The 14,339-nt window shown below is 42.0% G+C and carries 9 protein-coding genes and 1 pseudogene; 9 read left to right on the plus strand and 1 reads right to left on the minus strand.

Annotation, left to right across the window (positions count from 1 at the left end; all coding sequences use genetic code 11):
- Nucleotides 1-105: 105 nt before the first annotated feature.
- Nucleotides 106-1,077 (minus strand): cysteine synthase CysM, encoded by a 972-nt coding sequence (gene cysM / locus CXF60_RS08100; RefSeq protein ID WP_102091530.1) that lies wholly within the window; start codon nt 1,075-1,077, stop codon nt 106-108.
- 591 nt (nt 1,078-1,668) lie between these two features.
- Between cysM and CXF60_RS08105 the strand changes: the two genes are divergently transcribed.
- The 9 genes and pseudogenes from CXF60_RS08105 to rpsB all read left to right on the plus strand — a co-directional run bounded on the left by CXF60_RS08105 (nt 1,669) and on the right by rpsB (nt 13,987).
- Entirely contained in the window at nt 1,669-5,286 is a 3,618-nt protein-coding gene (locus CXF60_RS08105; RefSeq protein WP_102091531.1) for an ATP-binding protein, read from the plus strand.
- Nucleotides 5,287-5,509: 223 nt separating this feature from the next.
- Nucleotides 5,510-6,322: a crotonase/enoyl-CoA hydratase family protein gene (locus tag CXF60_RS08110; protein ID WP_102091532.1), complete on the plus strand. Its 813-nt coding sequence runs from the start codon at nt 5,510-5,512 to the stop codon at nt 6,320-6,322.
- Nucleotides 6,323-6,662: 340 nt separating this feature from the next.
- Nucleotides 6,663-7,922 (plus strand): multidrug effflux MFS transporter, encoded by a 1,260-nt coding sequence (locus CXF60_RS08115; protein ID WP_102091533.1) that lies wholly within the window; start codon nt 6,663-6,665, stop codon nt 7,920-7,922.
- Between the two features lie 518 nt (nt 7,923-8,440).
- A pseudogene (locus tag CXF60_RS08120) lies at nt 8,441-9,151 on the plus strand (transporter substrate-binding domain-containing protein).
- A 12-nt stretch (nt 9,152-9,163) separates the two neighbouring features.
- Entirely contained in the window at nt 9,164-11,344 is a 2,181-nt protein-coding gene (locus CXF60_RS08125) for an ATP-binding protein (RefSeq protein ID WP_102091534.1), read from the plus strand.
- A 61-nt stretch (nt 11,345-11,405) separates the two neighbouring features.
- Nucleotides 11,406-11,768: a response regulator gene (locus tag CXF60_RS08130; RefSeq protein ID WP_102091535.1), complete on the plus strand. Its 363-nt coding sequence runs from the start codon at nt 11,406-11,408 to the stop codon at nt 11,766-11,768.
- A gap of 30 nt (nt 11,769-11,798) precedes the next feature.
- Entirely contained in the window at nt 11,799-12,248 is a 450-nt protein-coding gene (locus tag CXF60_RS08135; RefSeq protein ID WP_057758427.1) for a chemotaxis protein CheX, read from the plus strand.
- A 35-nt stretch (nt 12,249-12,283) separates the two neighbouring features.
- Nucleotides 12,284-12,733, plus strand: coding sequence for a chemotaxis protein CheX (locus CXF60_RS08140; RefSeq protein ID WP_102091536.1), 450 nt, complete (start codon nt 12,284-12,286; stop codon nt 12,731-12,733).
- A 462-nt stretch (nt 12,734-13,195) separates the two neighbouring features.
- Complete coding sequence (rpsB, locus tag CXF60_RS08145) at nt 13,196-13,987, plus strand: 30S ribosomal protein S2 (protein ID WP_057758431.1); 792 nt, start codon at nt 13,196-13,198, stop codon at nt 13,985-13,987.
- Nucleotides 13,988-14,339: the final 352 nt, after the last annotated feature.

Genomic DNA, 14,339 nt, shown 5'->3' on the forward strand with positions numbered 1-14,339 from the left:
AAAGAATGAAAACATTAACCTTGCTTGAAGTATTACGTTTACATCTGCACTTGGCCGCTTTGCACTTCTTTGAAATTAACGATACTAAATGGTATTGCTTATGCATTAATTAACTTCTGCGCTGCTGTTATCCGTATTACTATCGTCAACGTTATATAAACCCGTTGATAAATAACGATCGCCACGATCGCAGACAATAAAGGCAATAACAGCATTAGGATTTTCTTTTGCCACTTGGGTCGCTGCCCATGCAGCTGCGCCCGAAGATACTCCAGCAAAGATACCTTCAGTCTTCGCTAATTTACGCATATAGACTTCGGCAATACGCTGATCGATATCCATCACTTCATCAATCAAGTCTGCATCAAAAATACCTGGCATATAGGCAGCAGGCCAACGGCGAATACCAGCAATCGAAGCCTCTTCGTCAGGCTGTAGGCCGATGATTTTAACATCTGGGTTTTGTTCTTTTAGGTAGCGTGATACACCAGTAATCGTACCTGTCGTGCCCATCGAACTAATAAAATGCGTAATTTTACCTTCTGTCTGTGCCCATAGCTCAGGGCCTGTAGTCAGGTAATGTGCTTGGCTATTGTCAGGATTATTAAACTGATCCAATACGACCCCTTTGCCATCTGCTTGCATCTGCAATGCCAAATCACGCGCAGCTTCCATACCTTCATCTACTTCAATCAGCGTTGCGCCATAAGCAATCATGGCATCTTTACGCTCTTGGGTAGAGTTGGTTGGCATCAGCAATGTTATCGGGTAGCCACGCATCGCAGCGACCATGGCCAATGCAATACCAGTATTGCCACTAGTGGCTTCAATCAACATATCACCAGGCTTGATATCACCGCGCTGTTCTGCTTGATAAATCATATTAAAAGCAGGACGATCCTTTACAGAGCCCGCTGGATTATTGCCTTCAAGCTTAGCTAATACTGTGGCGCCATTGGCAATTTGCTCTTGCTCAGGCAGACGTTGAAGTTTTACCAATGGCGTTTGACCAACGCAATCAGCGAGGGTAGTGATTTGAGTAATAAAGTTAGCATTTGACATGGCCGTAGTGGACATAAAGTATCCTTTTCTATTTTTTAAATATGTTTTTAATGGCTTGTTTTTGATGGAAGCGCTGTTTTTATTGTTTGATCATAATTTTAGACAGTCGCTTGGGTTATAGGTTTACAGTGATAAGCGAGCTAAAAACGAAAGGCATTAGAGTGCGCTCTCATATGTTATGACTATGAGCGATATATTGTGGTAAATAAAAAGTGGCTTTATTATATCATTTTGTTTTCAGCTGCGCTTATCGCATCAAGGATTAATAGTCACTGTATCGGGTCAATGTCAATGTTACGTTGAGGGTTGCAAAAGTAGGACTGTTCGCTTAAAGCCATATTCTCTTTGACACAGAGTAGTTAGCACTCTAATTATAACGTTGTTCATCACATGGAATGCCTAACCAGAACTTATAGAATCCTGTTAAGATAATCTTGAGTTATATATCAATTGTCTTATCAAAACCAGTGACCTTATTAACGATTAGTGGCTTCATTAAAAGTAGCGCCTTACTCAGATGCTTTGACACGACATGCTATAAGTAACACGAATACTGACATTATCACAAAAATTCATGGCAAGAACCTAGTAGAGAGTAGACCTAGCATGGCATATAAAAAACGTTTCGATACCAGTAGTGCTTATGGTCAGCTGATCATACTGGTGTTTTTGCCTATCTGTGTGTTGGCAGCAGTAGGCGGCATTTTGGTATTTCACGAAACCATGCGTGCAAGCGACTCGGAGCAAGAAGTATTGGCCGAAGCGGTACTTATTCGCTACACACCAGTCATAGCTGAACTGATTCCTGAGCTGCTAGAACAAGAGCGCCAGCAAGTAGGGAGTAGTGCTGAGAGGACCCAGCAAGCGGCAATGACGACGCTAGAAGGTATCCAAGATAAGCTTGGACGTATGCAGTCCGAGCAGCATGTACAGCGCATTGCTATTATTAATGAAGGCAATCAAATACTGGCAACCGTCGGTTATGGCCTCAATGAAGAGTGGCCGCTAATCAGTGATTCCGCAAGCTTTTTGTCACAACGCCCAACGCCTGTAGGCACGGCGTATGGCAGTGTATTGGGAGAATTTGAAGGGCAGACATTGTGGTTGCTCGTCGATATGGATAATGAGCCGCTCTACATTGCACGCTACCGTATTGCGATGGCGTTAGTGATTACTGGCTTGTTTACTATCTTGATTCTACTACTGAGCCTAAATATCTATTCAAAACGTTGGATTGCTCCCATTTATGAGCTGCGTTTGCAGTTGCAGCGTACCCATGTCGATAATTTATACCAACCTGTACCAGTAGAGTCAGATGGCGAGCTGAATTTATTACAGCAAGATCTAGTCAGAACATTGCGCCGCTTGCATAGAAGCTTTCAAGAGCTCAAAGACCATGCCGAGCAAACGGAGGATGATTTACGTTTGGCATTTGATGAGATGGAAATGCAAAACATCTCTATTCGAAATGCACGTGATGCGGCAATTTCAACTAGCCAAGCAAAATCTGCGTTTTTAGCCAATATTAGTCACGAACTGCGTACACCATTGAACAGTATCGATGGCTTTATTAACTTGCTGGCACGTCACGGTGAGCTCAATCCTGAGCAGGATTTGTATGTACAGACCATACGTAAGTCATCAGCACATTTGCTCGCTTTGGTAAATGATGTCTTAGATTTCTCTAAAATCGAGGCAGGCAAACTAGTACTGGATCGCCATGAGTTCGATCTCTATGACACCATTTACGATGTGGTCGATATGCTATCTCCTGTCTCTGCGGAGAAAGGTTTGCGCATGGCAGTGCTGTTTTACAATGATGTGCCGATGCGTATCAACGGCGATGCGTTACGTCTTAAGCAAGTATTGACCAATATCGTTGGTAATGCCATTAAGTTTACGGATAGTGGTGATGTGGTGGTGCGTGTGAGCTTAGATGATCACCGTGATAATTATCTGATGATTAGCGTACAAGATAGCGGAAAAGGCATTTCTCTGGCAGATCAAAAAATGCTGTTCCAAAGCTTTAGTCAAGGCGATCCATCAATCACGCGTCAGTATGGTGGTACAGGGTTGGGTCTGGTCATCTCCAAACAGTTGACGCGCTTGATGGGCGGGGATATTGGATTTCATGATAATGCTCAAGAAAATATTGCCAACCAAGGTGCGACGTTTTGGTTTCGCATGCCGGCCCATGTCGATGTGCTAGAGGCAGCCACTGGTCAAACGATTGAATTACCAGTATTAGCGCCACTGGCAAGCGAGACCGATGAATTTAATGTACTGGTTTGGATTAATCATACCGCTTCGATACAAGTACTCAAGGCTAGCTTGCAGTACTTACCGATTAAGCTGACTCAAGCCAACTCGTTGCCGGGTGTACTGGAGTCGTTGAAAGAGCACGGTAACTATTGGGATTGGGTCATCGTTGATGATGACACGCAAGACGATATGATGGCGCTCCTCAAGCAAATTCGTCTGCATTATCAAGGCAAGCTTGCTGTATTTGGCTATCAAGTGGCGGCCGATCAAGCGCTACTCAATCGCTATCATGCCAACATACTGTATGAGCCATTAGACAAAAGACAGCTATATGCAATGCTTGATACGCAAAGCCGTAGTAAACCGCAAAGCCTGCAAGAACCACGCTGGAAAGGGGTCACTGTACTGGCAGTTGATGACCATTTGCCCAATTTACTAGTGCTTGATGCTCTATTGAGCGAGCTGGGTATTCATGTGGTCACGGCGAGCAGTGGGTTTGATGCTATTGAGATTATCAGTAAACAGCAAACCAAAAACATCAAAACTGCCAAGAGCGATAAGCAAAGCCTATCGAATAAAACGCAACTTTCTAAAGCAGAAACACGTGATGAGATAAATAAGAAAACAAATAGCGCGTTCTATCATGAGGATACGAGCGCTGACGATAAAGCAGCTATGCAAGACAAAGATAATATTGATTTGATATTTATGGATATTCAAATGCCGCGTATGTCAGGTCATGAGGCGGCTAAGCAGATTCGAAATATCGAAAATGCGGATAGTCGTATCCCTATTATCGCTCTGACAGCTCATGGGTTAGCAGATGAACGTGACAAACTTATAGCCAGCGGTATCAATGACTATGTCGGCAAACCGATTAGCCAACCTCAGTTATTACAGGTGCTACAGAAATGGCTTGGTCGTAAGAGTACCACACCACAATTGACCGCGTTGCCTGATACAGATTTGCAGAGCTTTGGCTTACAGCATTCTGATTTGCAGAGTGATAATTTACAAGATGCTAATGTACAAGGTGCTAACGTAAAGGATACCGACTCATCAGAAGCTGAGCTAACTGCTATTGACTCGTTGCGTGGTTACTCAATCAATGACAATGATTTATCGAACGACTTGCTCTCCAACAATGTAAATGGGCAAGAGATTCAAGCCAGTTCAGACAATTCAACCGCTACTTATCCAATAATAAGAGGAGACGGGGTAGATCGTAATAGTACTTCTGTCAGTAGCGAGCCGAAAATTACCCGTCCACTATCCCTGAAAAAAATCCGTGATGACTATTTGCGCGATAGCCAGCCTCGTGAAGGCTATAGACGAGATACTGCGCGTGATATTCAGCCGCGCTATGAAAGCTTACGTCTACAAAAACAAGGTCAATCGCCACTACTACAATCAACAACAAAGTCTATCGATAACTCTCAAGATAAAAGCCCTCAAGACCAAAGCTTTCAAGATAGAACAGCTCACGATAATACGACTTTACACGAGCAAATTAATAATGACCTTAGTAACAACAATATAAGCAAAAGTGATACTTCAAACATTTTAGATTGGCAAGACGCGCTCACTCGTTCAGCGAATAAACCTGAATTAGCGGCCAAGCTTATTATCATGATGATCGATACTATCAATGATGAAAAGCAGGCACTCATTCAGGCATGGGAAGCGCATGACCGCAATATGCTGGCACAAATTGCCCATCGTATACTGGGCGGTAGTCGATATACAGGTGTACCGCAACTGCGTCAGGCTAGCCAAGATTTGGAAGATAAGTGCTTGCTGAATGTACAGCATACGACGCCTGTACAGTTTGCAATGATTGAGCCCTATTATGAGGCACTATTAACGGCGCTAGACAACTTGCAAAAGGTGGATTTATCTTCTTATCCGCAGCTTAATTATCATCGCTTGAGCGAAAATGATATGACGTGGAAAATGATATAAGTTGACGGTAAGGTAAAATAGATAAAATCATTCAGGTTCAGAGAGCGATAGGTAATCTTGTTAGATTTGCTTATCGCTATTAGCTAGGTGCTCTGTGTCTGCTATATATGAAACTGACTATAGTATCGTGGCAGTCAGTTATTACTACGGTACAACAAAGACAAGCCTGCTAATATTGTGAATATGAGAACCATATTTGTTTTATTCATTAATAAGGATTGTTATGAACGCGATTGCAAGTTACCAGTATGAGACCTTACAAGTTAGTATTACAGACAACATACTGACGGTTACCTTAAATCGTCCACATAAAAAAAATGCCATGAGTTTTCAGGTAATCAATGAGCTGATTAAGCTAGCAGGTCGCATTAGCAAAGACAGAACCATACGTGCAGTCATTCTAAATGGGGCAGAGGGAACGTTTTGTGCAGGGATTGACTTAGGAGACTTAAATCATCCAAAAAACACAGCATTTGCGCTTTGGGAATTGATTAAGCCATGGCAAAGTGCGTTCCAACGGGTGTGCTTGGTATGGCGTGATCTGCCAGTACCCGTCATAGCGGTATTGGAAGGATATTGTATCGGCGCTGGGTTACAGTTGGCGTTGGCTTGTGACGTACGTATCAGCCATCCTGACTGTCAGCTATCTATTATGGAAGCTAAATGGGGTTTAGTGCCAGACATGGGGCTGACCCAATCAGCATTTGGTGTTCTACGAGAAGACACTCTAAAAGAGCTCGCCATGAGCGCTCGTATCATCGATTCTAATGAAGGCAAAGAGTTAGGCTTGATTAGCCACTGTAGTGAAACGCCTCTTGAACAGGCACAAAAGCTTGCTGCCGAGTTTGCAGAGCGCTCTCCTGATGCAGTGCTAGCAAGCAAACGCGTGATAAATGCGATGTATGATCAGCCTGCTAAGACCTTGTATAAAGAAAAAGCATGGCAGCTCAAAATGATGTTTGGTCGCAATCGTAAGCTTGCCCTCAGAAAAGCAAAACAGGCCAGCACTTTATTTGGCAAACGTCAATTTCGCTAAAGTTTTGCTAGTGCTATTTTTTATTTGATTCACTCTAATACAATAGGTAGCTACCTAAGAATACCAGACATATTTTGATAATTTTTTTTGATGAGTTTTAATTGTTAGCGGTTGTTTCGCTACTATCTTATAGCCATTGAAATGCAAGCAAATAGCACGATATAGCATTGTCTGCTTGCACTGATATGGGTAAAGATGCACTATTGTTGTTAAAGGCATCTATCTTTCATACTGAATAAGCCAGTAAAATGACGAAAGCCTACCTAATAACAGGTGCAAGCCATTAAACGTTGAAAATAAAATATTAAAAATAATAGCCACTATATAAAACGGTCTAAATATGTCTGCTTCAAAACCCTCCCTCCCAAACAAACCTATCGCTTCTGAGCGAGTGCGTTCTGCCGATTTGCCTGTCGCATGGATTATGATGCTTGGGCTGATGGTGGCGGTAGGACCATTATCGATTGATATGTATCTGCCAGCACTTCCATCGATGGCAGATGATTTCGGTGTTTCAACGGCCTTTATGGCCAACTCTGTCCCTGCATATTTTTTGGGCTTGGTATTTGGGCAGCTATTTTACGGACCATTCAGTGACCGTGTTGGCCGTGTCAAACCCTTATATATAGGTATGACGCTGTATGTTATCGCTTCTATCCTTTGTGCGACTACTGATAATGAGTACGTACTGTTTGCAGGCCGTACTTTACAAGCATTGGGCGCGTGTGTAGGTGCAGTAGTTACTCGCGCTGCGATTCGAGATCGCCTCACTGCAAAACAAACGGCAAAAGCTTTTTCCATCATGATTTTAGTGATGGGCTTAGCACCCATATTGGCACCATCGCTTGGCGCGCTATTCTTACAGTTTTTTGATTGGCACTCTATATTTTGGTTCTTAGCTGCATTTGGTGCTCTAAACTTGCTACTCACCAAGTTTTTCTTTTTTGAAACTTTGGCCGAAGAAAATCGTAATGTACGTCCCGCAAGAGAAGTGCTTAGTCAATATTGGGATCTATTAAAAGACCCAACCTTTAACTATCCAGCAATTGGTGGCGGCTTGTTAATGGGAGCAATGTTTGTCTACATCAGCTCGGCTTCTGAGCTAATTATGGATACCTATGGCGTCTCAGCGACACATTTTGCTTGGTTGTTCGGAATGAATGCGGCGGGTTTTGTAGGTTTGACTCAGCTGAACCAATGGCTTACCAATCGCTTTCGAATACTAAGTATTTTGCGATTTGGGGCGATGATGCAGGTTATCTCTGCGGGTGTGCTATTCGTGACTGGCTTGCTTTTAGGGACGGATGCTTGGCTACCACTAGTGCTGGCTTGTATCTTCTTTTGTATCGCAGGACTGGGTCTGACTCAGCCTAATGCTTCTGCAATTGCGCTTGCTTTTCAGAAACGCCGTGCTGGTATGGCAAGTGCACTACAAGGCTCGCTGATGTTTTCAGTCGGTATCTTTGGCGGTTTATTATTGAATCTGTTTCCAGTCAATCCAGTCCTCAAGGTTGGTATTGCCCTGTTCTCATTAATGAGTCTCGGTTCTTTCCTGATTTGGAAAATTGATCGTAATCTCAATTTGGACGACGCAGAGTAAAAGTGTCTCTATTTTAAGTTAACTGTATTTTAAAAAAAGCACTTATACGTTCACAGCGTATAAGTGCTTTTTTGTGCGCTCTATTTATTTTTATTCAAAGCCAAATTAAATTTTATAGGCGTTTTATATGATGGAATTTATTGATTATGAACGAGTATATGTTATTTACGATTATATGCAGCCTTTGCTATATATGGTTTACCTTAAATAATGACCAAACATAATTATTGCAATCGTGAAATTAGGCAAGTACTATCTAGCGTAACTTTCTGTAAGTTAATATGTATAGACATTGCTTAACCTTGCTAGATTGTCAATTAATTAAAATGTAAAACAACGTTAGGTTTCAAGGATAGATTATGAAGCAGTTATATCGAGCGTTACCGATTTTATTGAGTGTGGGCCTATTTGGCTGTGGTAATTCTGCTACTCAAGAAAATGCAAGCGCCCCAGTAAAGGAAAATACAGATAGCTTTGTGAGTAAGCTACCTGATACAGCGCCAACATTGAAAGTTGCCATGACTGGTGATTTGCCGCCTTTTTCATTCCAGGATGACTATGGCAATATGCAGGGCACTGATGTTGATTCAATTCGTGCTATTGGTGAAGAGCAGGGGTTCAAAGTCGAGTTTTACAAAGAAACTTGGTAAGACATGTTCGATAGCGTCGAAACAGGAAAGCGTGATCTAGCGATTTCTGGTATTTCTTACAAAGACGATCGGGCAGTGAGATATGGTCTATCAACACCATACTTTTTCAACCCAGCTACTATCATGTATTTGGAAGGTAAGTTCGATATAAAAGGCTTAAACGATATAAAAGGTCTAAGAGCAGGTACGTTAGAAGGCTCTAAAGAAGAAGACACGTTAAAAGAGATGGGTAGTTCAGTGGAGCTAGTTTCAAGACCTACAGCATTTTTGGCGTATCAGGATTTGGTTCAAGGCAATACGGATGTCTTCTTGTACGATATGCCAGTCTTACAATATATCGTCAAAGGCTATCCTGAGCATAAAGTGAAAATTGTACCCTATGAAGCTGCAGATGCACCTTCAGCCCAGCAAGTGGTGCTCATGGCAAAAGAAAATACTCAGCTTATCAAAACGGTTAATGAAGGTATTGCCAAACTAAAAGAAAAAGGGACATTTAAAGAAATTGAGGCGCGCTGGTTGGGTGAAGCTGACCCTGCTGAAAAGAGCGACTCTGACACCAATACTAAGCAATTGAACTAAGGAATTCTGAAGATGGCAACCGTACCTAATGTTGACAATAAGCGCTATCAAGGTCTGATTATTTCAATTGCACTATTTTTATCTCTAATCGGTGCTTTGCTTGCGTTCACGTTTTATACCTCAAATTTATTAGAACGAAACACGGCTTTAATTGACCAAACTAACCAAGTTGCAAACAGTGCACAGGCGGTAATTAAAGATCTTTTCGACTTGGACAGCAGTTATGGTGAGGATACTAAGTCTCCGCACATACAACGAGTGCTAAGCCGTTTAGAACAAAATACTGCGCTAATTACCAGCTCTATTGCCGCGATTGAGCAAGGCGGTACGATCACAGATGCAGAAGGTAATAGCTACGATTTACCAAAAATTGATGGTCAAGCACAAACCAATATTGCTGCGGCCAATGAGCAATGGAAAGCGCTAGAGCCTAAGATTCAAACATATCTAAAAGATGCTGATAATATCATGGTAACGTCTGCTGATGAATTGACGCAGGCCGTTGAACAGGCGAAGACATCAAGTTTGTTTATTAACGATTCTTTGGATAATTTGACAAAAGACGTGTTCGATAGTGCACAACGTCAAGCAACTACCATTCGTCTTATTCAGGTGCTTGGTGTTGCCGCTATCTTTACCTACTTCCTAATTTTCGTATTCTTCTTTGTACGTCGTCTACGTGAGACGGATGCTGAAGCACTTGCCGCTCGCCAAGAAACGCAAGAGATTATGGAAACGGTAAATACAGGTCTTTTCCTACTGGATAAAGACTTGAATATTGGTCAACAGCATTCTCGAGCGCTGAACAATATCATCGGTTCTGATAGCTTGGCAGGGGAAAACTTTACCAATGTCTTGCGTGGCCGTATCTCTGATAAAGACCTCAAGACCACACAGCAATTCATTGAACAGCTCTATAACCCTCGCGTTAAAGAAAAGCTGGTAGATTCACTTAACCCGTTAAACAAGGTCATGCTGCATAATCTGTCTGACGACAAGAGTCTTGATAATCGCTTCTTGGATTTTAAATTCTCACGTGTTTATGATAATAAAGACATTGCCCGTATCTTGGTCAATGTGAATGATGTATCAGATGCAGTCTATTTAGAACAGCGCCTAGAAAAAGAGCGTTCGCAAAACGATATGCAGATTGAGATGTTAACGACTATCTTGAATGTAAATCCAAAGATTATTAACGAGTTTATTGGTAATACACAAGCGCATATCGAGAAAATGAATAATATCTTGAAAAATCCTGGTAGCTCACAATACGAGCTTGAAGGCAAATTGAAAGCTATTTATCGTGAAATGCACAGCTTAAAAGGTGAAGCATCAGCACTAAAACTACACAGCTTTACGAAGATTGCTTCTGATGCTGAAGACAAGTTACATGCATTACAAAACCAAGGTCAGTTGTCTGGTAATGACTTCTTACCATTGGCAGTACATTTGGATGACTTGCTCAGCTTATCGAATACAATTGCGACGTTGGGTGAGCGTATCAACCGCTCAGCACCGACAGCAGCTAAGGCGTCAACCGTACAAGCACCAGTCGCTACTCAAAACCCAGTAGTAGACCATGCAGCTAGCAATGCTGATTTTGATGATGGGTTAGATATCGACTTAGACAATGAAGCAGATGACGATTTATTGTCTTTTTACAATGAGTTTACAAAAGAAATTGCTGCCAGACAAGGCAAGCGAGTACAGCTAAAAAGTACGACGCTAACCCAAACCAGCATTCCGGCGCATCTTGCAACGCCCATCAAAGAAATCAGTATTCAGTTGCTGCGTAATGCGGTAGTCCATGGTATCGAGTCGCCAAGTGTGCGTCATGCTACTGGCAAACCTGACGTTGGGACCATTGATTTGGAAGTGCAAGACAACGGTTCAAACTTTATGTTGGTGGTGCAAGACGACGGACAGGGTATCAACTATGACAACATCCGTAATAAGCTGATTCAAGAAGGTCGTTTCGGTACGGAAGAGGCAAATCAGCTTAGCAAAGGCGACTTACTCAAACAGCTGTTCTCTTCTGGATTTTCTACCAAAGAGCACGCAGATGAAGACGGTGGCCGCGGTGTTGGACTTGATATCATCAAAGCAAAAGTAAAAGAGTATGATGGCAAGCTTAATGTAAATAGCGAGCTGGGTCAGATGACACGGTTTGTCATTACTTTACCTAAAGCTTAATCAAAATAGTAATTATATTGTCAGGGACGACAAGCACTTCATTAAAGGTAGTAGATAAGTTATGTATAAGTTAATGATTGTTGATGATTCAAATATTATTAGAAACCGTATTCAGCGTGCATACGATTCAGGAAAGTTCATGTTGGTTGCAACAGCGACCAGCGGCGTTCAAGCCATCGAAAAGTTCAATGTCCACCGTCCTGATGTGATCACCATGGACTTAACCATGCCACAAATGGATGGGCTAGAGTGTATTGAAAAAATCATCGCGATTGATCCTGAAGTACGCATTTTGGTGGTATCAGCGTTATCGGATAAAGCCACCGGCATTGAAGCACTGTCGTTAGGTGCCAGCGGCTTTTTGTGCAAGCCTTTTTCGGAAGAGGAGCTTGTAGAGTCTTTGTATGAGCTGATGCAAGACTAATACCATTCATCGACCAAAGCAGATGTCATTATGAAAGAGCAAAAGCTACAGATTTTTTTAAGTATTATTAGTAATTATTTTGACCAGTTTGGGGGAGAAGAGCTTATTGCTGATACCCCTTACTTACTAGAAAACAAACAGCCAAAAGTCCATGACTATACAGGCGTGATTGGTATATCTGGTGGCCAAAAAGGCGTGGTATATTTTTCGGCGACGCGTGACTTGCTGTCTTCAATCTTAGACAGTATGGGCGAAACCGATAAAAGTGAAGAGAACTATGTAGATCTGGCTGGGGAAGTGGCCAATACAATCGCAGGCAATGCACGCAAAGAGTTTGGCTCAGAGTTTCATATCTCTGTACCATTTGTGTTTAAAGGTGCGCCGCAAAGTATTGTGTTGCCGAACGATGAGCGTTCTTTTATCATCCCCATCACTTGGCATTCTCAAGTAGGCGAGATTGTGGTTTGCTTGCAAGATTAATGCTGCCACGTAATACAGATGGATATTAATATATTATGGTTAAAGTAGAAAAATTGGGTGTGTTTCTAAGCTCGATCAATGCGTTTTTTGCGCAAATCGATGGCTCGGAAGTGTCAATTGATACCCCTTACTTGAACAACAACAAAAGCGCGATTGGCTTTGATTATAGCGGTGTCATTAAGATATCAGGGCCTTTGGAAGGCTGCGTCTATGTCAGTGCACCAAGCGCGATGTTGCGAGAAGTCATCAAAGTGATGGGCGAGCCTGACTCTTCAATCACTATGATGAAAGATTTGTTGGGTGAAATGGCCAATACAATTTCAGGTAACGCTCGGACAGAGTTTGGTTCAGAGTTTATTATCTCGCCGCCGCACATTGTAGAGAGTGCCCCAAGCGTGTCTTATTTGCCTAAAGATCGTCAAAGCTATATCACACCATTTACGTGGCGTGGTTACAAGGCAGTCATTGGTATTTGCATTGCATAAGTTATAGTCAATCCTCTATAAACGAGTGATAGCTATAAAAGAGCGACGGCGGTATCCCTGCTTGAAAATAGCTATTAAAAAGATAATTATGAAAAAAGCGATGCAAATGTGTCGCTTTTTTTGTTTTATTATCGCCATATTTTGTTTTTATCTTATTGATACGCTACGAACAAACTGCTGGAGATTCTGAGGCGTTATGTGATAAAATACAGCGCAGCTATTTTTTATAATTCACTTTATAGTTTAGATTTGAGCATTTGCTTCAATCTAGCGATAGCTTATTTTTTAAACCAACCAATGACACACACATCATGGCAAAAAATTGCTGGGTGTTTGGCGACTTGATTAATTTGTGATCTGTTAGTGCATTACTAATGAAAACTAACTGGTAGCAGATGCGTGTCGCTAAATAGGCTGTTTTTGTGATGTGGAGGCATAACCCAACCAATAGGATATATTCTCATGGCTACAAAGAATCCAACCAAAATCGAAATGCGCGACTTACTACAAGCAGGCGCTCACTTTGGTCACCAAACACGTTTTTGGAACCCAAAAATGGGTCCATACATCTTTGGCGCACGTAACAAAATCCATATCATCAACTTAGAGCACACCGTAAAAGCGTTCAACGAAGCGTTAACTTACGTAAACGGCCTAGCTGCTAAGAAAAACAAAGTATTATTTGTTGGTACTAAACGCGCTGCAAGCGGTATCGTACGTGAGCAAGCAGCTCGCGCTGGTATGCCATACGTTGACCATCGCTGGTTAGGTGGTATGTTGACTAACTGGAAAACTCTACGTCAGTCAATCAACCGTCTAAAAGAGCTAGAAAAGCAAGCAGAAGACGGTACTTTCGCTAAGCTAACTAAGCGTGAAGCGCTAGAGCGTACTCGCGATATGGAAAAACTTGAGCGTTCACTAGGTGGTATCAAAGACATGGGCGGCCTACCTGACGCTATCTTCGTAGTAGACGTAGATCACGAAGCTATCGCTATCAAAGAAGCCAAGAATTTGGGTATCCCAGTTATCGGTATCGTTGATACTAACTCTAGCCCAGACAACGTTGATTACATCATCCCAGCTAACGATGATGCTATCCGTGCTGTGACTTTGTACGTAACTTCTATGGCTGATGCTATCATCGCTGGTAAAGAATACGCACAAACTCAAGCTGGTGGTAAAGCTGAGCAAGCACCTGCTGCAACTGAAGAAGCGCCAGCTGCAGAAGAAGCTGCTGCAACTCCAGCAGAATAAGTATCTAACTTAAAAAGTTTAACTTTGTAAGGATGTCTTGATAGTGTATCTATCAGCATCCATATAATGTTTTGAACAGCGTATAAGCTCATAATAGGCATGATGTAGTTTTACTCGTCATGCCTTGTTATTGAATAAAGCCTTATTAATAATGCCATGCATATAAGCGAGCAGCTATTGAGCGAGTATTATCGTTCCTACTGGTCATATCGCTATATTATAGAGATGTTATTTGTTTGACATCATTGATGGCTATATTAGTAATCGTTCAAGACGAGCTGTCTGCTAGATTTTAAGTAATACTAAGATATCGAATAGAAATACAGCACTCCTATACATAACTATACTAAGG

It is taken from the genome of Psychrobacter sp. 4Bb (assembly GCF_002836735.1).
Classification (GTDB): Bacteria; Pseudomonadota; Gammaproteobacteria; order Pseudomonadales; family Moraxellaceae; genus Psychrobacter.